The sequence below is a fragment of the Niastella caeni genome (assembly GCF_004834005.1).
GTDB lineage: Bacteria > Bacteroidota > Bacteroidia > Chitinophagales > Chitinophagaceae > Niastella > Niastella caeni.
This window is the reverse complement of the sequence record NZ_STFF01000003.1, coordinates 840,071-864,426: the sequence shown is the minus strand read 5'-3', so window position 1 is coordinate 864,426 and position 24,356 is coordinate 840,071. Positions and strand designations below refer to the sequence as shown.

Annotated in this window: 20 protein-coding genes and 1 riboswitch; of the genes, 13 read left to right on the top strand and 7 right to left on the bottom strand. The window is 44.8% G+C overall.

The features are described from left to right. The first annotated feature begins 19 nt into the window (after positions 1-19). A complete protein-coding gene (locus FAM09_RS14625) occupies positions 20-2,038 on the top strand; it encodes an aceric acid hydrolase (RefSeq protein ID WP_136577858.1) in 2,019 nt (672 codons plus the stop codon). 165 nt (positions 2,039-2,203) lie between these two features. Here FAM09_RS14625 and FAM09_RS14620 read toward each other — a convergent pair whose 3' ends face one another. Further along, positions 2,204-2,896: a hypothetical protein gene (locus FAM09_RS14620; RefSeq protein ID WP_136577857.1), complete on the bottom strand. Its 693-nt coding sequence runs from the start codon at positions 2,894-2,896 to the stop codon at positions 2,204-2,206. Further along, a complete protein-coding gene (locus FAM09_RS14615; protein ID WP_136577856.1) occupies positions 2,896-5,244 on the bottom strand; it encodes a DUF5703 domain-containing protein in 2,349 nt (782 codons plus the stop codon). The genes FAM09_RS14620 and FAM09_RS14615 overlap by 1 nt, the downstream gene beginning before the upstream one ends. A 112-nt stretch (positions 5,245-5,356) precedes the next feature. Here FAM09_RS14615 and FAM09_RS14610 point away from each other — a divergent pair, with 112 nt between their 5' ends. Continuing rightward, entirely contained in the window at positions 5,357-6,265 is a 909-nt protein-coding gene (locus tag FAM09_RS14610) for an AraC family transcriptional regulator (RefSeq protein WP_136577855.1), read from the top strand. A 106-nt stretch (positions 6,266-6,371) separates the two neighbouring features. Here FAM09_RS14610 and FAM09_RS14605 read toward each other — a convergent pair whose 3' ends face one another. The 3 genes from FAM09_RS14605 to FAM09_RS14595 form a co-directional block, all read right to left on the bottom strand. Continuing rightward, positions 6,372-8,669: a TonB-dependent receptor gene (locus FAM09_RS14605; protein ID WP_243751676.1), complete on the bottom strand. Its 2,298-nt coding sequence runs from the start codon at positions 8,667-8,669 to the stop codon at positions 6,372-6,374. A gap of 284 nt (positions 8,670-8,953) precedes the next feature. Beyond that, positions 8,954-9,325, bottom strand: coding sequence for a hypothetical protein (locus tag FAM09_RS14600; RefSeq protein ID WP_136577853.1), 372 nt, complete (start codon positions 9,323-9,325; stop codon positions 8,954-8,956). Between the two features lie 363 nt (positions 9,326-9,688). Further along, positions 9,689-10,519: a LamG domain-containing protein gene (locus FAM09_RS14595; protein WP_208025560.1), complete on the bottom strand. Its 831-nt coding sequence runs from the start codon at positions 10,517-10,519 to the stop codon at positions 9,689-9,691. Between the two features lie 577 nt (positions 10,520-11,096). Next, positions 11,097-11,190: riboswitch (TPP riboswitch) on the top strand. A gap of 68 nt (positions 11,191-11,258) precedes the next feature. Here FAM09_RS14595 and thiS point away from each other — a divergent pair. From thiS to FAM09_RS14555, 8 genes are all read left to right on the top strand, one after another. Further along, complete coding sequence (gene thiS, locus FAM09_RS14590) at positions 11,259-11,462, top strand: sulfur carrier protein ThiS (protein WP_136577852.1); 204 nt, start codon at positions 11,259-11,261, stop codon at positions 11,460-11,462. Between the two features lie 104 nt (positions 11,463-11,566). Beyond that, the gene (thiC, locus tag FAM09_RS14585) at positions 11,567-13,453 is read left to right on the top strand and encodes a phosphomethylpyrimidine synthase ThiC (RefSeq protein WP_136577851.1); all 1,887 of its coding nucleotides are present in this window, start codon (positions 11,567-11,569) and stop codon (positions 13,451-13,453) included. A gap of 111 nt (positions 13,454-13,564) precedes the next feature. Then, a complete protein-coding gene (locus tag FAM09_RS14580; RefSeq protein WP_136577850.1) occupies positions 13,565-14,197 on the top strand; it encodes a thiamine phosphate synthase in 633 nt (210 codons plus the stop codon). A 25-nt stretch (positions 14,198-14,222) separates the two neighbouring features. Continuing rightward, a complete protein-coding gene (locus tag FAM09_RS14575) occupies positions 14,223-14,978 on the top strand; it encodes a hydroxymethylpyrimidine/phosphomethylpyrimidine kinase (RefSeq protein WP_136577849.1) in 756 nt (251 codons plus the stop codon). Beyond that, positions 14,972-15,595, top strand: a complete 624-nt coding sequence (locus tag FAM09_RS14570) for a thiamine phosphate synthase (protein ID WP_136577848.1) — start codon at positions 14,972-14,974, stop codon at positions 15,593-15,595. Before FAM09_RS14575 ends, FAM09_RS14570 begins: the two co-directional genes overlap by 7 nt. Positions 15,596-15,720: 125 nt before the next feature. Next, positions 15,721-16,509, top strand: coding sequence for a thiazole synthase (locus FAM09_RS14565; protein ID WP_136577847.1), 789 nt, complete (start codon positions 15,721-15,723; stop codon positions 16,507-16,509). Between the two features lie 67 nt (positions 16,510-16,576). Further along, positions 16,577-17,704, top strand: coding sequence for a 2-iminoacetate synthase ThiH (gene thiH / locus FAM09_RS14560; RefSeq protein ID WP_136577846.1), 1,128 nt, complete (start codon positions 16,577-16,579; stop codon positions 17,702-17,704). Between the two features lie 163 nt (positions 17,705-17,867). Further along, entirely contained in the window at positions 17,868-18,221 is a 354-nt protein-coding gene (locus FAM09_RS14555) for an HPF/RaiA family ribosome-associated protein (RefSeq protein ID WP_136577845.1), read from the top strand. A gap of 161 nt (positions 18,222-18,382) precedes the next feature. Here the strand turns inward: FAM09_RS14555 and FAM09_RS14550 are convergent, their stop codons facing one another. Further along, complete coding sequence (locus FAM09_RS14550) at positions 18,383-19,024, bottom strand: phosphoribosyltransferase (RefSeq protein ID WP_166437149.1); 642 nt, start codon at positions 19,022-19,024, stop codon at positions 18,383-18,385. Between the two features lie 214 nt (positions 19,025-19,238). On the opposite strand from FAM09_RS14550, the gene FAM09_RS14545 reads away from it, so the two are divergent. The 3 genes from FAM09_RS14545 (at position 19,239) to FAM09_RS14535 (ending at position 21,738) form a co-directional block, all read left to right on the top strand. Next, positions 19,239-19,460 carry a hypothetical protein gene (locus FAM09_RS14545; RefSeq protein WP_136577843.1) on the top strand — a complete coding sequence of 74 codons (222 nt, stop codon included), beginning with the start codon at positions 19,239-19,241 and terminating at the stop codon, positions 19,458-19,460. Positions 19,461-19,814: 354 nt separating this feature from the next. Then, positions 19,815-20,558, top strand: a complete 744-nt coding sequence (locus FAM09_RS14540) for a hypothetical protein (protein ID WP_136577842.1) — start codon at positions 19,815-19,817, stop codon at positions 20,556-20,558. Positions 20,559-20,658: 100 nt separating this feature from the next. Beyond that, positions 20,659-21,738, top strand: coding sequence for a sialidase family protein (locus FAM09_RS14535; protein ID WP_136577841.1), 1,080 nt, complete (start codon positions 20,659-20,661; stop codon positions 21,736-21,738). Here FAM09_RS14535 and FAM09_RS14530 read toward each other — a convergent pair whose 3' ends face one another. Continuing rightward, positions 21,739-24,318: a calcium-translocating P-type ATPase, PMCA-type gene (locus FAM09_RS14530; protein WP_136577840.1), complete on the bottom strand. Its 2,580-nt coding sequence runs from the start codon at positions 24,316-24,318 to the stop codon at positions 21,739-21,741. Between the last annotated feature and the right edge of the window lie 38 nt (positions 24,319-24,356).

The window sequence follows — 24,356 nt, the reverse complement described above, 5'->3', positions numbered from 1 at the left end:
TGAAAATTTTATAAGAGCTATGTATAAATGGAGTAGTCTTTCCTTCGCCCTGTTGGTTGCGGGAAATAGTGTGTATAGCCAGAACAACAGCCTGGTGAATACCAGCAACAGTGCACATGCAAAACTGCATCCGGTTGATCTGAATGCCGTAACATGGACGACTGGATTTTGGGGCGAGCGGATGCAGGTGTGCAAGGATTCAATGGTACCGCATTTATGGCGCACTTATACCGATGCCAATGTGAGCCATGCATATAAGAATTTTGAAATTGCAGCGGGCAGGGATACCGGTTCACACAAAGGTCCTCCATTTCACGATGGTGATTTTTACAAACTGCTGGAAGCAGTGGCCAGTTTGTATGCCGATACCAAAGACAAGCGGCTGGAGGTAATGATGGATACCGCCATTGCAACCATTGCGCAATGCCAACGGGCCGATGGTTATATTCATACACCCGTAATTATTGCGGAAAGAAACTCGGGTAAAACAAAAGCATTTGAAGATCGGTTGAATTTTGAGACGTATAACCTGGGGCATTTGATGACGGCGGGTTGTATTCATTACCGTGTTACCGGTAAAAGAACATTACTAAACGTAGCTATTAAGGCAGCAGATTACCTGGATAATTTTTATAAGCGTTCTTCACCGGAACTGGCGCGTAATGCAATTTGTCCTTCGCATTATATGGGTGTGGTAGAACTGTACCGCACCACCAAAGATGTCAGATACCTGCAACTGGCGATTAACCTAATTAATATTCGTGGACTGGTTGATAATGGCACCGACGATAACCAGGACCGTATTCCTTTCCGTCAGCAAAAAGCGGCAATGGGGCATGCGGTACGGGCGAACTATTTATATGCCGGCGTAGCGGATGTGTATGCCGAAACCGGTGACGATTCATTGATGGATTGTTTGCATTCCATCTGGGATGATGTGGTATACAAAAAAATGTATGTTACCGGCGGTTGCGGCGCCTTGTACGACGGCGTATCGCCCTATGGTGTATCCTATCAACCGCCGTTCATTCAAAAAACGCATCAGGCATATGGCCGTGCTTACCAGTTGCCGAATATGACCGCGCATAATGAAACCTGCGCCAACATCGGCAACCTGTTATGGAACTGGCGGATGTTACTGTTATCGGGCGATGCCAAGTATGCCGATGTGATGGAACTGGATTTGTATAACGCCATCTTATCGGGCATCAGCCTCGATGGTAATAATTTCTTCTACACAAATCCGCTGAGCGCTTCCGGTGAATTCCCGTACACGTTGCGTTGGGCCGGTGGTCGTATTCCTTATATCAGCTTATCTAATTGCTGTCCGCCCAATACCGTGCGCACGATGGCAGAGGTGAGTGATTATGCGTATACGACCTCTGAAAAAGGTATCTGGGTGCATTTGTATGGCGGCAATACTTTATCTACCCGGTTAAAAAACGGCGCTGTGGTTCAACTGTCGCAGCAAAGCAATTATCCCTGGGACGGACATATTAAATTCTCTGTAACCAAAGTGGGAACTAATCCTTTTTCTTTGTTCCTGCGTATACCCGGGTGGTGTAAGAAAGCAGGCGTTACCGTAAATGGCAAGCCGCTGGCTGTTGCGACAAAAGCGGCGCAATACGCTGAAATAAACCGTTCCTGGAAAGCCGGCGATGTAATTGAACTCGACCTGAGCATGCCGGTAACATTAATTGAAAGTAATCCATTGGTAGAAGAAACGCGGAACCAACTGGCGGTGAAACGCGGACCAATCGTGTATTGCCTGGAATCGACTGACCTGCCAAAAGGTACGAACGTTTTTGACATTGCACTGCCTGTAAAGAATGATCTGAAGCCAGGGATCACCATAATAAACAAAAGCAAAATAGCCACTTTGCAGGGAACCGGCTTGTTGCAGCCTAAAACAGATTGGTCGAACGCCCTGTACAAAGAAGCGCGTACATCGGCAACGCCAGTTAAAATAACCATGATCCCATATTATGCCTGGGGTAACCGGGGAAAGTGTGATATGACGGTGTGGGTGCGGAAGTAGTTTGTAGTTTATAGTTTATAGTTTCTTTGATTTCAGCAGTCTAATATTTTTGCAACTCATAATATTCGAAAATTAAACTGGTAAAAAGTTAAAGCTGTTAAAAAGTAGTCAGGTATTCCAAAGCGTGAAGCAACCACAAACTACAAACCATAAACCATAAACAGATTATTCATTATCAAAATTCGTCATCCCTTTAAGAAATTCATTCCGTTCCAGAATCTCGCCATCAAACACATTGATCACCGTTACATGCTGGCTGTCGCCTGAAGTATTATCTGCTTCCATGATCTGCCACACAATGGTTTTATAGGTTTGATTGTAATACAGGTAAATATCTCCCGGTTTTTTGATCGGCGCTTCCTTGTCGGCGGCCGCTATAGATAATGCCTTCGCGCAGTTGATGATCTTCTTTTTCTGGTTCACAACACCTTCAAATTGTCCTTTCTTCAACAGCTCGCCATTCTGTTTTATCTCCAGTTTAAATACAAAAGGAATGGCTCCCTTGAATTGCATTTCGTAAAAAATAACATATACAAAATTGATCGGGTTGTTTTCGTTGTCGTATATGACAACCGGCGAGAACAACTTTTCGTTGATGACGGAATCAAGGTATTTGACACTTTTCACGCGCAGGCCCCTGAAAAATGCTTCAGATGTTTCTTTGATGATCTCGCTTTGTATCCGCGCTTTTACCGAATCGGGGATCTCGTTGTAGTCGAACTTTTTAAAATCCTGAATAGGCAATTCAGCTGGCGCCATGGCCAGCTTGTCTAAATACTTTATTTGGTCGCACGGCGATTGGGCTTTTGACAAGCTGCACACCAGGCAAAACAAAACGGCGGTTAATAAAGACCTCATTATGGCTTTCCAGGTTTTAAAAGATTGATCACATCCTGCTTTCTTTCTTCCGGTATAACGATGAGCGATTGCAGTTTCCCATTTACAACGGCGGCTTCTACGGTGGTATTATACGGCGCGTGTAATTTAAAATGCACATCCTGGTTGCCGGGCCAGGCCGGGAAGAGGAAGATCTTTTTACCATCGGTTTGCAGCAACATTTCCTGCAGGCCGATCATGCCGCTGCCGCCCCAGTTGTGGTCGGGCGTCCAGTCGTACCCCGGGCCCCAGAAAGCAGGGAAGCGGCGGCCGCTGTTCTTTAATTTTTGGGTAGTGAGTTGCAGTGCTTCATCAGTCAAACCCAAACGGGCCGCAAAAATGTTGTCCTGTTTCCAACCCACATGACTTCTGAATTTAAGAGCATCGGTGTCGTGTTTGAACGTGTTGATAGCGGTATCCAATCCCGGCTTGCCAACGCCATAGATGCCCCAGGGAAAAACAGGATACAATTGCGGTACTTCTGTATTGTTTATGCGTTCCCATGCTTTTGCAGGTGCAATGGTGGTATAATTGCCGAATTGCCTGTAGCTCATGGGCGGTATACGCGATAGCATCGATTGCCAATGAGTGCGTGATGAATCGGAGAGATATTGAGAAGGTAATTCTAATAATCTTGTTAGCACCGTACGCAATCCGGCAATGGTGCTGGAAGGATTGTAAGCCATCTTATATGTCTCTGCTGCCGAACCGGGAAATATGACCAGGTGGCCGTTGCCATCCAGTTTTTTTCTTCCCCGTTTACCCGCCAGGTATTGATAATGTTCATCGAAGAAACGCAGACAGCTTTCAATAAACGGAATGTATTCATTGATATTTTTGCCGGCATATCGTTCTGTTTCCAGCATCATTAAACAAAACTCCAGCACCGTATCCCATTCATATTCCAGCCATGCATTGTATTCAACGCCTTTATCAGCATCCGCCGGTCGCTTCCACCCATATTCGGTACAGTTGGGCAATCCAAAATTTTCGAGTTGTTCCACAAAGCAGGCGCCTTTATGGTTCCAGTAAATTTCACTGCGCAATTCGGCTGCACGCAGCAAACGCAGATAAAAATCAAACTGTGGTTTCATCAGGTCATAATCACCACTCTTTAGCATGGGAAAATAAACCAGCCGCTGGTTCTGGGCTACATGAATACCGCCGCCCCAGTTGCGGAAATCGGGCGTGAACCGCAAAGTGCTATCGGTTAACGAAGGATCATATGTGAACAGGCCGCCATTGAATTTGGTAGGATAATTCCCATACGCATTGCACCCCAGCATATAGCGGAATAACTGGTAATTGCGGCCCGTTTGCCATAGGGCAGAGCTGGTATCGGGCTTGCCAGGTTGTAAATATATGAAGCTGCGTTGCCAGTATTGTTTCCACCAGTTACGGGTTTGTTGCCATGCTATAGCGGCATGTTTTGTTGCATCGGTTATAACCTGTTGCAGGCCCGTCTTCCAGGCGGCAACAGCAGGCGTTTGCGCTGTATGTAAATAAACGGTAATGTGATGTTCGCGGGCAGGTTTTTTGCTTTGCAGTTGAAGGCCGCTGAAATCGGTATCCATGTATTGTCCGTTATAGACACCATTCGATTCCATGTTCTTTCCCTGCAACATGCCCCCGAAAGTAAGATTGGCAATGGGGTTATATAATTTATCTTTTACCGCTTCCAGGCCTTGTTGTTTTACGGTGACATCAAAAATAGTAGGTACATCAGCGCGGTTGCGATGATAAAATAATACGGAATTCCCTTTGGGATCAATTTCATCTGAATAAGTAATTACCTGCGTGGGGGGCGCCCATTTATAGGAATTGGCGTTATTGGCTTTTCCTGAATTGAGGAGGTCATGAAAACGCCACGTTTCATAGGCAACATCCGCTTTTACTGACTTATTACCCGAAATGTCAATGTGAATAACGGGACGAAACACATCAACCCATATTTTGATGGTTGTTTGAAGCTGGTCTTTTTTACCGTCAATTTGAATGTAGCCTTCTTCTAATTTTAATTCCTGTTTAAAGTCTTCCCCTTCAAAGGCGTTGGGTGTGCATTTGACACGTATTCTGCCTTGTTTTAATAAAGCATTGTTTTCATCGAAGCTGCCGCTTTTTGCCATGTACAGGAATAGTTCCCCTTTTTCTACCCATACATTCAGTCCGATATCACCACCGCCACAGGGCATGGAGCCGGCGGCATTTTCACTTTGCGAATGCCAGGTTACATTATAAGAAGGCGGCAATACAGATTGTGCCGGCATCACTAACGGAAAAAGGATACCAATAAAAATGCCTGTGATCAGAAGGAAGTTTTTCTTGTTCATGGGCTATAATACAATTCAATATTCCCAATGCTAAAATCTCATATAGCATAAAAGGGAGAACTGAGAATCAGCGAATGTAAGTATCTTGCCGTAAATTCTACTGTTATACCATATGAATGCGAAAAATAAAGAGGGCTCTCATAAAAACATCTGGTATGGTATTGGCCGCCAGCGTATAGAAATACCTAAAACGGTGCTGAAACAAAAGATCCAGTCTAACGACATGTTGAATCAGTTATATGTTTGCAGCCTGGGGTATTATCCGAACGCAAGAGGCCATTATACATACCGGAAAAAAGGATTGCCGGAAAACTTTTTATTTTATTGCGTAGATGGCGCGGGGTGGTACCAGATAGGTGATAAAAAATCAGAGGTAGGTCCAAACCAGTTTTTTATTTTACCACAAAATGTTGAACATGCTTATGCCAGCGCCGAAGATAATCCCTGGACCATTTACTGGATCCATTTTGGCGGCGAATCGCTTCCGCAGTTCAATGAGTTGCATGCGGTGCAGAAACACTTCAAACCTTTTTATATAAAGAGCAGTGGCGAGATCATTACGATGTTCTCCCGAATGTACAAAGCGCTGGAGTTGGGGTATAGCACCGATAACCTCATCTTTGCCAATTTATGCTTACCGCATTTCCTGAGCCTGTTTATTTATAATTCAAAGCATACTACGGTTAGCCCGAACGAGAAGTTGGATGTGGTTGACAGCGCCATCCTGTATATGCAGGAACACATCAATGAAAATATTTCCCTGCAGGATTTAAGCAGTCATTACAATTATTCTGCGTCGCGTTTCTCCAGTTTGTTCAAGCAAAAGACCGGCTATGCACCGATCGATTATTTCATTCAGATGAAAATGCAAAAGGCAAGTCAGCAGCTCGATTTCAGCAGCAGTTCGGTGAAAGACATTGCCTTAAGCATGGGTTTTGATGATCCGTATTATTTCTCAAAACGTTTCCGGAAGATCATTGGATTGTCGCCGAAACAATATCGTTCTCAAAAAAAGGATTAGATTGAAAAATATTGAATATTGAATATCCAATAACGAATGCCGAAGTGAATACACTTCAAAATTCGACATTCAACATTCAATATTGGATATTCATCGGCGGGTCATATCAACGTTTCACGTTCAGTTTATAAACAAGTCCTACCGTAAACTCCCGCGGATCGCCGAGGTTGTAACTAAGTGTGCTGCCCGATTTGCTGGCAAACGTTGAATAATATGTATTGGTTGCGTTGAGTGCGTTCACCCATATTTCAAATTGGCGGATAGCATACCCGGCGCGCAGGTTCAACAGGTCATAGCCCTCATATTTTTTTGTGTTGGCATTATCCATATAATACGCACCTATATGCTGCCATTCGGCGCTTACACGTAAACCTTTTACGAATACAGGCTTATATGTTACTTCGGCATTGGCAATGAACCGCGGTCCGCCAGCCAGTTCATTGTTATCATAGGCAATTCCTTTTTCAAGGTATTGTACAAATGAGTGTTTGCTGTTGGCGCCGCTGAATCGTAAGGACAGTGAGCTTACCGGGCGATACGTAATGCCATATTCAATACCGGTATGTTTTGTTTTTCCGGCATTTTGGTTTTCGGTAGAACCGTCAACATTCTTTACACTGATGATCTCATTGGTGCCATTAAGCAAATACCAGCTCCAGTCGGCATACAATTTATTTTTTAACAGGGAAAACCAGCCGCCCACTTCATAATTGAAAAATGTTTGCGGGCCGAGGTACGGCACTTTTACGCCCGTGTACAATTCGCTGATCTGTGGTGGAACAAAGCCTTCACTGTAATTAGCATATAAACCGATGCCTTTGTAATTATAAGTGGCACCTGCTTTAGGTGAAAAGCGTTTAAAATTGTTTTTGGTAGTAGGCGCACCGGTAAATGCCGAAGGCGGTAGCGCATTTTCAAAATCGTATTGATAGTAATCGTACCGCAATGCGGCTGTTAATTTTAATCCCTTTACCAACTCCGCCTCGTAGTGTACATAAGAAGCCAGGTTGTTGATGCCGGTTTTATATTGGCTAAGTACAGAATCGGTTGTAGAATAGTTAACGTAATAACCCCGGTTATCGCGACTGATGTTGATGAAATTGCTGTTGTAGGAAGATGGGCTATTGTCGACTGTTACGCCTGCAATGAGTTTGCTGTTCAAAAAGGGGAGCGATTGCTGATGTTGCGCAACCAGCATGTAGGTATTGAAGGCGCTTTCATTGATTTCTCCAAATGCCCGGGATGCATCGGTGGCTGAATTCTTTACCCGGTACGATGGGTTTTGCTGCACCGAATTATTACGATATACAAACGACACCTGTGTAGTGCTGCTGGTGCTCCATTGATGGAGCAGTTGCGACTTATATCGAACAGCCGGCACTTTACGATAGGTAAAGGTTTGCGGCGTGCTGTAGTCTTTATTGGCAAAATGTGCGCTGTCGAGCGAGCCCGGCATATCGCTGTAATAATTCACATAGGTGATGTTGTTCACCCATTTTGTTTTTTCGCTGATGGCATAATCACCACGAATGGTTATGCCGGTTTTATGAAAGTCGCTGTGATCAACCGGGCCGTTGTGCCGGTTGGCATAGTAACCGCTGATCAGCAAACCGAATTTGCCAAACGTTTGGCCCACCTGTACATCCGTTCTTTTATAACCATTGTTGTTGATCTGGGCGCTTACCTGTCCGCTAAAAATAGCGGGCGGCGCCTGCGTAATAATATTCACTGCGCCACCAATGGCTTCTGCCCCGTATAAAGAGGAGGCCGGTCCTTTTATGATCTCGATCTGCCTGGCTGCCGGCATATTCATTTCAAGCAGGGCGTTGTGATTGTACACGCCTGTGGTGCGAATGGGAATGCCATCTTCTAAATATAAGAACAGGCTCTTGGTGGTCATGGGTTGGCGAATGCTCATTTCATGTTGTTCATTGCCGAGGTTTACCATGTTTACGCCACTGACTTTATTCACGAGTTGATCGATGCGGGTGGCTTTGGTGTCTTCCATGGCTTGTTTGCTGATGGTAGCAATGGCCACCGGCGCTTCGCTGCGTTTTTGTGCCGTTCTGCTGGCGCTTACCACAATTTCCTGTAAGCTGTTATTGTTGGTTTGTAAGGAGATCACCAGGCGTTTTTGAGCCGATGCATTGCCGATGGTTACAGCATGATAACCTAACGAAGAAACTAAAAGTTCATATTCGGTATTTGTAAGCGGTAATGTAAATTCTCCATTTGTATTGGTAATAGTACCCTGGTTGGTATTTTTAATTAATACCGATGCGTGGGCCACCGGTTCATGTGTTGCTGCGTCGATCACTTTGCCGGTACAATTAGTTTGGGCAAATGCACGGGAGGCTGACAATATGATCAAAGAAGCAGTTACACAGGTTATAAAAAATTTCATAGTCATTACGTTGCTGCATGCCCTGGTTAACGGGCAATATAATGCCAGTCAATCCCACGCATACATAGGTTGAAGTAATTGGAACGGGAGGCTTAATGCATAACGCATAATGCTTAACGCGGAACGCTTAATGCATAACGCGGAAGGCTAATTCGCGAGTTTCGGGCTCTTCGAAATTATTCGGGCAGAACATTTTTCAGGGCTGGCGTTAAGCCTTTAGTGTTCTGCGTTCGGCCTCTAGCGTTCGGCTTAGCGTTTTGCGTAAAATGTGTTGTGTAGCGCGCTTACACTTGTGGAGGATGAAATACGGCGTCTATTACCTTTTGAGAAATGGGATCGGTATACCGCGATACATGAACCGGTTTATCTTTATATACAAGGTGATGGATGCGGGCTTTCTTTTCGCTGTACAATAATACTTCGAATTTGAAGCCGGGACCACCATTCAGCGGGGTGTTTTGTGAATTTTCGTCTTTATTCAACTGCTTGCCTAAATAACATTTACCCTGGCAGCAGGACCTGGGTTTGGTGCGGTTCTCACATAAATTGGCAGCGATGGCTTTTTGATTCATCCTGAAATTCAGGACAATAAGGCTTTTACTGAAGGTTTGCCCCAGTATGCCAATCAAAAACAATATCGTCCACCATTTATACAAATCACCTGTTTTTTGGCAAAGATATCAGGTAAACGATTAAAATGGTTGAAAATTATTAAACTACCTATTGATATATGTCATATTCTTCCCTGTTTTATCTCACCTCCTTCATAATACGCGGTTTGTACTTTTGATGTGCAATCGTTGTGTGTATAGAGTTTAAGCTAGATCGGTAGTATCGAACGGAAAAGTCTGAATGCCGGAAGTCTGACAGTTATAAAAACGGGGAACTGGAAGATGGAAGGCACGGGAGACCGAAAGTCGGAAAGTCCGGAAGATTGAAAGATCCCTCTCTGTAACCATCTTTCTCAATTCCGGACTTTACTGACTTCCCTACTCTCAGTATAAACATTTATTCTTCTGTTAAAAAGCCCTGGTTCTTCCTACATATACATTCCGCACATTTAGGTAGGTGTCGGCGGTAGGACCAGGCGAACCGCTGGAGCCTTCCATTTGCATATTGATGATTATATACATAGGCTTGCCTACAAAATTGGCGGTATGCTGACCTTTCCAAACGTTGTCGATGTAATAATGTATGATCACATCGGTGGCAGAGGATTTTGTCATCCAGATGCGGTAATTATGCCAGCTTCCCGGTGATGATACATTGGTAATGATAGACGAAACATCGCTGGATGTACGGAAAGTATTTTGCCAGTTATTGGTATTGCCCTTGAATTCCATGATATCACTTTCAGGCGGCCAGCTATTTACACCAGTGAGCCAGAAGGCAGGCCAGGAACCTCTTACTGATGGCGCCTGAAAATCACCCCTGATCTCGTAGTTAGGGAACTGGTCGTTTACCAGTACACGGAATTTGGTATTGATAGCGCCGGAATGATACCGGATGGGCAAATAAGGATCAGCACTACTGTTGCCTTCATTCCATGTTATACGGGTGGCTTTAATATGCAACACGCCGGATGCATCGAGATACACGTGATTGTGATCAGTTGGGCTTGCATACATACGGGCTGTGCCATTGTGGTCTGATCCCCAGGGATACAGGTAATTCCAATACTGCTCAAAAGTAGCGTAATTGGTGAAGGTGTTGCTGATAACAGTTTCGAAGGCTTCCGGGGTTGGTGTTCTGTTGTCGCTGGTTGTTGGCGTGGGCTCGTTGATCGTTTTTTTACATTGGGTAAACAGGAATACTAGGCATAATAAAAGACAGGGTTTCATTTTTTTCATATGACGTGTTTTGGTGAAGCGTGAAACGGCAAACGTGAAATGACTCCCGGCTAAACCGGGATGAATCGGCTGTCATGAATCGGCAATCATCAATCGTGAATGGTCAATGGTGAGTGGATTTCTGAACTTTCCGAATGCTGAAATACCGGCGGGCTTACTCAACACTCACAACTCACCACTCACCACTCACATTTAATTCCTACTCGCCACTCGCTACTTACTACTTACTATGTAATCTGTAACTTGTAAGCGTATACTAATGTAATCTATTTTATAACCCCAAACTTCAGCAGGGGAAATAAAAATGTCATTTGTACACCTGATTTGTCTGAAGATTGAATACCTGTTTTGAGTTCAGTGATTTATAAATTAGGAACATCAACAGGATGAAAGAGATATTACAATATTTGATAGTTTGATGGTTCGATTGTTTGATGGTTGTGCTCTCTGGCTTTCAGACGGTGGCGTATAATTGGGCAGTTTAATTCGGGAATCCAGCCATCAGGCCATCAAACGATCAGGCGTTTTGTAGAGAAAAATCAAAAAACTTTGATCAATTCATTTTTTCTATACCTTTACACCGCTTTAGGGGTGTCCATAAACGGACTGAGATAATACCCTTTGAACCTGATGCAGTTCGTACTGCCGAAGGGAAAAGTGAAAGTCTTCTTTTATTTTCTTTCTCTTTTATTCTCTTTGCTGCATGTTCATTCCCTGAAGTTGATGTAAAACCGTTGGCATGAACATACTTATCAATCAACAACCCAGAGACATTCCGGATTCATGTTCGTTGGAACAATTGCTTACCCAGGTATTAGGCATACCGGTAGCCGGTTTGGCGGTAGCGGTTGGTCAAACCGTAATTCCCAGTACCGATTGGCCGGCCTATATGTTATGTGAAGCAGATAAGGTTATGCTGATCAGGGCCACCCAGGGAGGCTAGTGGCGAATAGCGAGTGGCGAGTAGGGTCCCTACTAACTACTAGTTATTCACCATTGACCATTCACGATTTATAAATGATTATTCATTTCTAACAATAAAGTAAAATGAAGAAAGAAAGTGTTCCAAATCAAAGTAAACTAACCTGCGATCCGTTTCCGGCTTCGAGGAAAATATATGTAAAAGGACAGCTTCATGCTGATGTTGCTGTGGCCATGCGTGAAATTTCACTTACTGATACTGCATTGCATGGCAGGAAAGGGGAAACAGAAAAAAATGCATCCGTTACCGTGTATGACACCAGCGGTCCGTACACCGATCCCAATGTTACTATCGATGTAAAAAAAGGATTGGCTGCCCTGCGTGAAAAATGGATCATCGACCGGCAGGATACGGAACAACTGCAACAGGTTTCTTCTTCGTATGGGCTTGAGCGATTGAACAATGAAAAGCTCGATGCTTTTCGTTTTGAACATATTCGCAAACCCCGGCGCGCCAAAAGCGGCAGCAATGTAAGCCAGATGCACTATGCCAAAAAAGGCATCATTACACCGGAGATGGAATACATTGCCATTCGCGAGAACCAACGGTATGATCTGCTGAAAGAACAACTGAACGGCAGTTATGCCTTGCTTGGGCAACAACATGCCGGTCATAGCTTCGGCGCTAATACGCCAAAAAGCTATATCACTCCTGAATTTGTAAGGCAGGAAGTAGCGGCCGGTCGCGCTATTATCCCCAGCAATATCAATCACCCGGAAAGTGAGCCTATGATCATCGGGCGTAACTTCCTGGTAAAGATCAATGCCAATATTGGTAACTCGGCCGTCACCTCCAGCATTGAAGAAGAAGTGGAAAAAGCCGTATGGGCCTGTCGCTGGGGCGCTGATACCATCATGGACCTTTCTACCGGTAAAAACATTCATGAAACCAGGGAATGGATCATTCGTAATTCACCTGTGCCTATTGGTACGGTGCCTATTTACCAGGCATTGGAAAAAGTAAATGGCAAAGCAGAGGAACTTACCTGGGAGCTCTTTCGAGATACATTGATAGAACAGGCAGAGCAGGGGGTGGATTATTTCACCATCCATGCGGGTGTGCTGTTGCGTTATATTCCCTTAACTGCCAAACGGATGACGGGTATCGTATCGCGCGGTGGCAGCATCATGGCCAAATGGTGCCTGGCGCATCATAAAGAAAGTTTCCTGTATACGCATTTTGAAGAGATCTGCGAGATCATGAAAGCATATGATGTGGCATTTTCATTGGGCGATGGTTTGCGCCCGGGCAGTTTGGCCGATGCCAATGATGCGGCGCAGTTTGCTGAACTGGAAACATTGGGCGAGCTAACGAAGATCGCCTGGAAGCACGACGTACAAACGATGATAGAAGGACCCGGTCACGTGCCCATGCACCTGATCAAAGAAAATATGGAGAAGCAGTTGCAGCATTGCCACGAAGCGCCTTTCTATACCCTGGGTCCATTAACGACCGACATTGCACCGGGTTATGATCATATTACTTCTGCCATTGGTGCGGCTATGATCGGCTGGTTTGGAACGGCGATGTTATGTTATGTAACCCCTAAAGAACACCTGGGTTTGCCCAATAAAAAGGATGTTAAGGATGGCGTGATCACCTACAAGATCGCAGCACATGCTGCCGACCTGGCCAAGGGACATCCCGGTGTGCAATACCGCGATAACGCATTGAGCAAAGCGCGTTTTGAATTCCGTTGGGAAGATCAGTTCAATCTGTCGCTTGATCCCGATACGGCGCGGGAGTTTCATGATGAAACCTTACCGGCCGATGGCGCCAAGGTAGCGCATTTCTGCTCCATGTGCGGACCGAACTTCTGCTCTATGAAAATTACGCAGGACGTTCGGCAGTATGCAGCCGATAATGGTTTGCAGGAGAGCGATGTATTGCAAAAGGGGATGGAAGAAAAGTCGAAGGAGTTTGCTGAGAAGGGGAGTCAGTTGTATTTGTAGTTGCCGGTTACCAGATTCCGGTTACCGGGCAAAAATTCGGAGATCCTGACTTCAGGTCGGGTGATCGACAATCAAGACCTGGTATCTGGTAACTGTACCTTTTGTTGCACTATGTTTTCATTAATAGTCATATCACATCCTGTTATGTTTCCCGGTGAGGCCGCCATCATTCAGCAATTGTTTGTTGAAGGGTTGGAATATTTTCACCTGCGTAAGCCCGAAGCAGATGAGCAGGCGATGCAACAATTGCTCGATGCCATACCGGCTGCGTTTCATCACCGGATCGCCTTGCATGGGTTTCATCACCTGGCAGCAGCATATGGTATTCGCCGGTTACACTTTACGGAGCAGTACCGGAGCATGACTAATGAAACTACATGGAAACAACTAAAAGACAAAGGTTATTCACTCAGTACATCGGTGCATGATTTGCAAACCATACAAAGTTTGTCATCGTTTTTTTCCTATACATTTTTTTCACCGGTGTTCGATAGTATTTCCAAGCGGCAATACCAGGGCATGGCAGGTGACGATTTTTATCTTCACGATGAACAGAAGTCGGTGCCGGTTATTGCGCTGGGCGGTATCAATGGGGAGAATATCCGGAAAGTAGCTGCAATGAATTTTGATGGCGCTGCTGTTTTGGGTACAATATGGAATGAACCTGCGAACGCAATTGAGAATTATAAATTAATACAGGATCAGGTGAAGGCGAGCCTTCCTGAAAAGGAGACCCACCTTTGAATGCCTGTGAAACGTTTTTTAAGTGATGCAACCACCACGACCATACGTATTATCCATAGCCGGCTTCGATCCAAGCGGCGGGGCCGGGGTGTTGGCAGATTGTAAAACATTTGAACAACATGCGGTGTATGGCTTTGGCGTTTGCTCGGCCCTCACGGCGCAAACCGACGACAGTTTTGTAAATGTTAACTGGATTAGCGCAGAGCAGATCATTGAACAGTTGGAGCCGTTGTTGAAAAAGTTTGTGGTGCCGGCTTGTAAAATAGGGATTATAGAATCGCCGGATACATTAATTGCGGTCATCCGGTGTATGAAAGAATATAATCCCGGTATACAAATAGTGTGGGACCCGGTTTTAAAAGCCAGCGCCGGGTACGATTTTCATGCCATCAATATTTTTCATAGCCTCGAAGCCATACTGTCGACCGTAACATTGGTAACGCCTAACTATAATGAATTGCAGCACCTGCAAACCATTACCAATGATGTATTGATAAAAGACGACCGTTCTGTTTTTTGTTCCGTGTTGTTAAAGGGCGGTCACCGTTTGGATGCATTAGGTACTGATACGCTCTACGAAACCGGGGGAAACACGATCATTGAAGCAGGTGTTGATAAAGTATATCCCAAACATGGATCGGGTTGCGTACTGGCAGCCGCCATTACTGCCCGGTTGGCGCAGGGACATTCATTGCAGGAGGCCTGTCGCATGGCGAAACAATATGTAGAAACCTTTTTAAACAGTAACCAGTCATTACTGGGATATCATTCCATATGTTAGACCGATTGTATTTTATCTCACAGCAAACAGCGACAAAAACGCATATAGCGGCCATTGAAGAAGCGTTGCAGGCCGGTTGCCGCCTGGTGCAATTGCGGGTAAAGAACCAGCCGGAGGCTACGGTATTAGATATGGCAACAGCGGCAAAGGCTTTATGCGATCAATACAATGCAAAGTTGATCATAAACGATTTTCCGCACGTCGCTAAAGCCGTGGGCGCCCGGGGCATTCATGTTGGCTTGCAGGATATGCCGGTTGCCGAAGTGCGGGCCATTGTAGGGCCGCAAATGATCGTTGGGGCTACGGCCAATACATTTGAACATATTCAGCAGCGGGTGAATGAAGGTGTTGATTATATCGGGCTGGGACCATTTCGTTTTACTTCTACCAAAGAAAAATTAAGCCCGATATTAGGACTGGAAGGGTATCAACGCATCATGGACCAAATGAAGGCTGCCGGTATTGAAACGCCTATTGTAGCCATCGGTGGTATACTTGCTGATGATGTGCCTGGATTAAAAAGCGCAGGGGTGTATGGAGTGGCGGTTTCGGGGGCGATTACTAATGCTAATGATAAGATGGCCGTTGTTAAACAAATTGATGATATGTACTCATAGGGTTAAAGCTACAAGCTGCTAGCCACAAGCTATAAGCAAAACGCTTTACCGCATATTGTATTTGCTTGCAGCGTGCAGCTTGAAGCTTGCAGCTAATTCATAATGATATTCTCAAACGAACTTACATGTTAACAATAGCAAATAAAACATTCAACTCCCGATTATTCACCGGTACGGGAAAGTTCAGCTCTGCTGCTTTAATGGAAGATGCCTTGCTGGCATCGGGATCAGAACTGGTGACCGTTGCATTAAAGCGGGTAGATATGAACGATCCGCAGGATGATATTTTGCGGCACCTGCAACATGCCCACATCAACCTGTTGCCGAATACCTCGGGTGTGCGTACGGCCAAAGAAGCGGTTTTTGCTGCGCAACTGGCGCGGGAAGCTTTACAAACAAACTGGTTGAAACTGGAAATTCATCCCGATCCCAAATATTTGATGCCCGACCCGGTTGAAACCCTTCGGGCAACTGAAGAACTGGTAAAGATGGGTTTTGTGGTGCTGCCCTACATTCATGCCGACCCGGTATTATGCAAACGTCTTGAAGAAGTGGGCGCTGCGGCTGTAATGCCATTGGGTTCGCCCATCGGCAGCAACAAAGGATTAAAGACAATTGACTTCTTAGAGATCATCATTGAACAAAGCAAAGTGCCTGTAGTGGTGGATGCAGGTATCGGGTCACCATCCGATGCAGCGAAAGCGCTGGAGATAGGCGCCGATGCGGTGCTGGTGAATACAGCCATTGCAGTAGCGGGACAGCCGGTACAAATGGCAACTGCTTTTAAAATGGCAGTAGAAGCAGGTAGAATAGCATACGAAGCAAGGTTGGCAAAACCATTGAACACAGCAATAGCAAGCAGTCCCTTAACAGCATTTTTAGATGAAACGTCCATGGCAAAATTTTCATTATGACTTACAGGGCAATGAAAATTTTGCCATGGTAAGTTCCATCTGGCCAAAACACAATTGATATTTACAGATGAATACCATGGATAGTTTTCTCAGCATATTCAATCAATACAACTGGAACGAGGTTAAGGAACGTATCTACAGCAAAACGAAGGCGGATGTTGAAGCGGCTTTGGTACGACAAAGCAGAACGCTGGATGATTTTATGGCGTTGATCTCACCTGCTGGTGCTGCTTACCTGGAACCAATGGCGCAACTGAGCCAGCATCTCACGCAGCAACGCTTTGGAAAAACGATCCAGTTATATGTGCCCATGTATCTCTCCAATGAGTGCAATAACATTTGTACGTATTGTGGTTTCAGTCTCGATAACAAAGTGCGGCGAAGAACTTTGTCTGCAACGGAGATCATACAGGAAGCGACCGCCATCAAGGCAATGGGATATGAACATGTATTGCTGGTAACGGGCGAAGCGAATCATACCGTGCATGTGCCGTATTTTAAAAATGCCCTCACCCTGTTGCGGGATCATTTTGCCCATATTTCCATGGAAGTGCAACCGCTCGATGAAGCCGATTACCGCGAGCTGATCGCAGAAGGATTGCATACGGTGCTCGTGTACCAGGAAACCTATCATCGCGAAGATTATAAAAAGCATCATCCGAAAGGAAAGAAATCTAATTTTCAATACCGCATTGAAACGCCCGACCGGTTGGGTAGGGCAGGAGTGCATAAGATCGGTTTAGGGGTACTGATAGGTTTGGAAGACTGGCGTACCGATTCATTTTTTACCGCATTGCATTTGCAATATCTCGAACGTACGTATTGGCAAACCAAATACAGTATTTCATTTCCGCGTTTGCGTCCTTTTTCCGGTGGGCTTGAACCAAAAGTTGAAATGGTTGACCGCGAGTTGGTGCAATTGATCTGCGCCTGGCGCATCTTTAACCAGGAGGTGGAATTGTCGTTATCAACCCGTGAATTGCCGCGCTTCAGAGATCATGTAATACGGTTAGGCATTACTTCTATCAGTGCCGGATCAAAAACCAATCCGGGTGGCTATGCCGTAGAACCGGAATCGCTCGAACAATTTGAAATAGCAGATGAACGCAGTGCGGCCGAAATGGCCCGCGTTATCGCTGATATTGGCTATGAACCGGTATGGAAAGATTGGGATATGAATTTGTCGAAGCCCTGATTATATTATGCTTTTGTGTTAATTGTGCGGCTTAATCATTATCTATCATAAAGTTATAGTGGGAAGTCGTATTTGGCGCTTTAAAACCAATATCTGTTAAACCCGCTGTTGGTGCGACTTTAATTGCATTTATAGTCGTAACTTAGGATATACAATATTTTATATGGCATTCCGATTTGAGTCAATGATAATTGAGATTCATGCCCCGCATTCAGAAGTAAATGAATCCCTATTAAAGCCTGTGAAAGAGAAAGTGCTTTCATTTTCTCATCTTATTAAGGACGTTGTTAAGGCCGAGATTATACTGCGTGATGATGATGCTGCCTCACCACAAGAGAATAAGGTTTGTGAGATCAGGCTCACGTTGTATGGAGATACCTTGTTTGTTCACCGGCGATCTGCCAGCTTTGATGAGAGCGCCTGCGCAGCTGTTAATGAACTGGAAAAGGCAGTGCATGAACAGGCAAAACTGCAACAAGGTCTTCCTGATCAGATAACGAGCACGGTGAAAGTTTGAATGGTGAATAGTGTAATACAGCCGCAAGCTTCAAGCTATAAGCTGTAAGCAAAACCTAATTGCTTTTCGTTTTACAACTTCAACATTGAATACCTGCCTGCCGGCAGGCAGGTTCAATATTCGAATTTGTACTTCCTTTTTCATTCCTCATTTCTTATTTCTCATTCTTCATTTCCTCCGCCAGCTGGCGGAGGGTGGGGGTTAAGCATCTTAATCACTTCCTCATCGCTCACCTGCGTAAAGTCTTCATAAAACTCACCCACTGAATGAAAGCGCGAAGGGATCCAGGCGCAAACAAATTCATCTGCTACTTCGCTTAGTTTTTGAGCTGCCTGTTTCGATGCCACAGGTACGGCCACTACTACTTTTTTAGGCGCTTCTTTCCTGATCATTTCAATCGTGCTTAATAAAGTATACCCGGTAGCTACACCATCATCAATAATAATAACGATCTTATCTTTTAAAGGCGTTGGTTTTCTTTCGCCCATATACTGCGCATAGCTGGCTTTTAATTGCTCCCGAATATTTATTGTTTCCTGTTTAATGTATTCGTCCGATGCAAATGCATGCGGTGAAATTACCTGTCCGGTAAGGCTTACTGCGCCAATGGCAAACTCCTTATGGGTAGGATGGCCGATCTTTTTAGATAGAATGATCTCCAATGGCAGTTGTAAAATTTTCGCAACCGGAAAAGCTACCGGTACACCGCCTCTCGGCACAGCCAACGTTACGCCATCAACATTTTTATAATGCTGTAAATGGGTGGCCAATGCCAGGCCTGCGTCAATTCGGTCCTGGAACATAGAGGAAGGCGCGTTTATTAATTATTGGAACAATTATGACGGTCAAAACGTTCAATGCAAAAGACGCTCAACACTTAGCGCCGTTCCGCGTTTTATGCTAAACGCCCAACGCTTAACGCGAAATACAGTTTAGCTGAATTTCAGGTTTTTGCATTTCGCGTTCCGCGTTTTGCGTGGAATGGCTTTTGCATTTTCAGCCTGTAAACACCATATTATGGCCAAGAAAACAAATCCAAATAAACCAACAGAAGTGCCATCTCCCGATAAACCGGAAATTACTCCCGAAACTGTTCCAAGCAGGCCAACACCTCCTAACCAGGAACCCGAGATTGAACCGGAAGATGATCCCGGTGGTACATCGCCTGGTGAAATTCCTGTTCCTGAACCGGATGAGGATCCTGGCAAACAGGATGATAAGCCTGTTACTGGTAATTAGTTATTAAGTTATTGAGTTATTAAGTTATTGAGTTATTAAGTTATTGAGTTATTGAGTTATTGAGTTATTGAGTTATTGAGTTATTGAGCTCGAACTAACTGACTTAATAACTTACGAACTTATAAACTTATAAACAATACCAGCATGGGTATTAGCGTTTTAGAGTACGCCTTAAGTACCAGGTACCAATTAAAAAGTAAACAAAACCTGAACAGGAATCAGGTATATTGTGTTGATACTGTGACTGTTTTTGTATATAGATTAATGTAAATATAAAGATGGGTAAATAGCGTACGGCCTTTTGGTTACTGCCGTTTATTTTATTTTTTGTAGACAGACAATAAAAAATATCCAATGAAAACCCTTTGTATCCGTTGTATCCTATGGGTCTTTTCTGCACTTTTTATTCAGCGTGTTGCACAAGCGCAGGCGACTACACCCACGCAGGCGCCTATTTTAATTACAACGACCGAGAAGGATAAACAAAAAAAGCCGAAGGTTAAAAAACAATGGCGGTTTGCCGTTGATATCGATGCCGGTGTGGCTTCTCCCAACAACGCAGATCTAAGCGATATATTCAAGGCTGGTTTCAACGCATCTATCGGGGTAAAAACAGCTTTTCTAAAAAACAAGTTGTGGGTACGACCGTTAGCCGGGTTGAAATATTATTTTAAAGAAGTGGCACTGGGTGAAACCCAGCGCGAAGCATTCCGCACCTGGAAGGGCGGCATTGAAATTCAGTACAACGCGTATACCTTAAAGAAATTCTCTTTTTTCCCCATATTCAGAGTTGATCAGAATATGAGTAGCAGCCAGTTCACCAAGATCGGTGAAGAAAAAGCGGCTACCCCTGGCATTGAAACAACGGATAAAGTGTTAACTGGTTCCGGTATTTCATTCGATGCGGGTATTATGGTTGTGCGTTCCGGCGATCTGTATGTTAAGCTCGATTATGAATATTACAAACCCGATCTGAAAGTAAATCCTGAGCTCGTACGGGAAATGCTGGCAGCAGGTTTTATTATGCCCGAGCATAAAGTATACAATTGTAGTTCAATAAACCTGAGCGTAGGCGTTAACCTGAATTTCAAAAAGTAACAATGAATCGTCCAAGAAAAAATTTTCATTATAACATAAAATTCAATGAAAATTTTTTCATGGTAAGATCCATCTGGCCATTGATAATAAAAAATATCAGATGAAAAAACTATACTTTCTTATTCTTATCGGTGCTGTTGCATCAGGTTGTGGAGATAAGGACAAATTCCTTTTCACTCAAATTCCTACCGAACCGGTATTGAATGCTGATCTCAGGAATTTAGTGAAGGATAATAGTTTAATGCATGTGCGGCTAGATAGCGGTAACATCATACGCGGTATTACCGATAAAAATGCTTTTTCTACCACTGACCAGTTCAAAAGTTTCAATTACGGCGCTTATTCACTGCCTGCTACCAAAGTAACGCCTTTTAGTTACGATAATAACAACATTGTTGTGGCTTCAGGTACTTCGCTGGCGCCTACAATCCATGTATCGCAGGATTATGGCAGTACCTGGACGGGCCATGTTCCTACTTTTTCTCCGGTCATTAATACGGCAGGTTTTAATTCAACTGAACTGGTGTGCGTAAGTTATATTGATAGTAACAATGTAATGTTGGCCTATCAGCAAAAGGCAACAACCGCTGCCGATAGCCGCAAGTTTTATAAATTAAACCTCACTACCAAAGTAGCTACGCGCGTAAGTTATTTCGATGATGCCTTTCAGCCGATAAACATAAAATTCACCGATAAAAAAACAGGCTGGATGTTGCTGTATAAGAACAGTTCCTATGCCACTTTTATGTCTAAGACGCTTGATACCGGCCGTACGTGGAGTGCGCCTGTTGAGATAGTTAAAAAATACATCACCGGATTGCAAACCGGAAAAAAAGGTAATGTTTGCGCTATTGAAGATTTTGGGAATGTATATATGTCGGCCGACAGCGGTATTACCTGGAAGAAACCAACAACCGATTTAAAGCTTACAGCTGCCCACATGGTAAGCCAATCTGTAATTTATGGTGTTACCCGCGAAAGCCTGGTGAAAAGTACCGATACCGGCGTTACCTGGAATACGGTTTCCAGTACCGGCTACGAATACATCAATATGAAAAAGCTGCATTTCCAGGATGATCAGAATGGTTTGATGTTTGGCGATCAGAAATTGTATGTGACCGCCGATGGGGGTGTTACCTGGAAAGTGCTGTTGTATCCCTATCCTTATATTGTTGAATAATTACAATTTACCCATTCGCTTCTTAATGAATTTTTCAAATTCCACTGCGTGAAATGTAATGGTGGAAATAAGGAGACATATGCCCAGTTCCGTCCAGGTAAGCGGTTCTGTATTAAAGATTTCGTTACAGAATGGAATGTAGATCAATGCCAGTTGTAAAATAAAGGTAAGCGCAATGGCGCCTATCAGCGGCCGGTTACTGAACACGCCTATGCGGAAAATATATTCGTATTCGCTGCGCGATACCAGGGCGTGTCCCATCTGGCTGAAGCAAAGCACCGTGAATACCATCGTTTGCCAGTGCGCGTCTTCATCATTAATGTAATATGCCTGTGTTACCAGGCCAATGGCAGCCATTAAGATCCCAACCCAGATAGAAGTAAATCCTACGCCCTGCTCAAAAATACTTTCACGAGGATCACGTGGCGGACGCTGCATCACTTTGGTATCCGCTTTTTCGCCGGCCAGCGCGAGCCCGGGTAAACTATCCGTTACCAGGTTGATCCATAAAATATGTATAGGCAATAACGGTATTGGCATGCCCACTATGGGAGCCATGAAGATGGTGAGGATCTCTGCAAAATTACACGCCAGTACATACCTGATAAACCGCCTGATGTTATCATAGATCCTTCGCCCTTCCTTAACGGCTTTTACAATGGTGGCGAAGTTGTCGTCGAGCAGGATCATATCTGCCGCTTCCTTCGATACGTCGGTGCCGGTAATACCCATGGCAACGCCGATGTTTGCCCGTTTTAAAGCGGGAGCATCGTTCACGCCATCACCGGTCATGGCCACAAACTGATCCTTTTTTTGCAGGGTTTTTACAATGCGTAGTTTTTGTTGGGGCGATACGCGGGCGTACACTTTGATATGCTGAATGCTGTCTTCAAGGTCCTCATCAGAAATTTTCTCCAGCTCCACACCGGTCACTGTTTTATCGCCTTTGTGTTGCAGTATGCCCATGTCGCGGGCAATGGCCGCCGCTGTTACCGGGTGGTCGCCGGTGATCATTACAGGCACAATGCCTGCCGTTTTACATTCTTCAATTGCCCTCCGGGCTTCGGGGCGGGGTGGGTCTATCATGCCCGCCAGGCCGCAAAAATGCTGATCGCTTTCCAGTGCTTCCAGGTCGCCTTCTTTCGGCAATTGTTTTATCAGCTTGCACGAATAGGCTATTACCCGCTGGCCGGCTTCGGCAAGCTGATCGCTTCGTTTCGTGATGTCCTGTTGATTGGCTGGTTGGCATATTTTTAGAATTGATTCCAGTGCGCCTTTGGTCACCACCAGGTATTCGTTGTTTACCGCATGTACAGTGGTCATCATCTTACGGTCAGAGTCAAACGGCAATTCCTGTTCCCGGGGGAAAGCCTGTTCCCAGTTGGTATCATATTTTTCCTGTTTAATGGCGTATTCTACCAGGGCTACTTCCGTAGGGTCGCCTTTGCGTTTGTTGCTGTCGGTATGGTCTTCCCTGGCATCGTGGTTCAGCGTCATGGCCAGCAGCAATGCCTGCCCATCCTGTATATTGGGAATTGACTGATCAAACTGATCGTTCTGCCAGATCTCCTGTACTGTCATCTGGTTTTGCGTTAGCGTACCGGTTTTATCGGTGCAGATATAGGTTACTGAACCCAGTGTTTCAACTGCAGGCAGTTTGCGGATCAGTGCGTTCTTTTTTACGAGCTTTTTAGCGCCCAGTGCCAGCGCAATGGTTATAACGGCAGGCAATGCTTCGGGAATGGCGGCCACGGCCAGCGAAATGGTGGTGAGCAGCATGCTGGCCGGTTTTTCTCCGCGTAATATTCCAATAAAGTATAACACCACGCAGATGCCCAGAACAATAAATGATAATTTTTTACTGAAATCGGCCAGGCGCTGTTGCAATGGGGTAGTGGCTTCTTTCTCCTGCAACATCCCGGCAATTTTTCCTATTTCGGTATGCATGCCGGTAGCAACTACCACACCGGTGCCATTGCCGGCCGTAACCAGGGTGCTTTTGTAAGCCATATTAATGCGATCGCCCAGCGGAACATCATCTTCTTTTATGGGATCAGGTGATTTGTCTACGGCATGTGATTCGCCGGTAAGGGACGCTTCTTCTATTTTTAACGAATGACTTTCTTTGATGCGGATATCAGCGCCCACCATATCGCCGGCTTCCAGCAGCACCACATCGCCGGGAACAACTTCTGCTGCGGGAATTTGTTCAACCCTTTTATTTCTTCTTACCCGTACGTTGGCTGCCGACATTTTCTTTAGCGCTTCGATCGCTTTTTCGGCGCGGTACTCCTGCACAAATCCTACGATCGCATTGATGATTATGATGAACAATATTACGATCATGTCCTTCACGTCGCCGACGATAGCAGAAATAACCGCGGCTACCATCAGGATCAGGATCATGACGTCTTTGAACTGCATCAAAAACACCAGCCACACAGGTTTTTTCTTTTTTTCCTGCAACTGGTTAGGGCCATACTGCTGAATTCGTTTAGCAACTTCATCGGTTGATAAGCCATCCCGATTGCTTTGCAGTTCTTTGAAAACGTCTTCGATGGTGGATGTATGCCAATTCATTATTATGACATTATTTTTTACGTTAATTCACTTTTAAT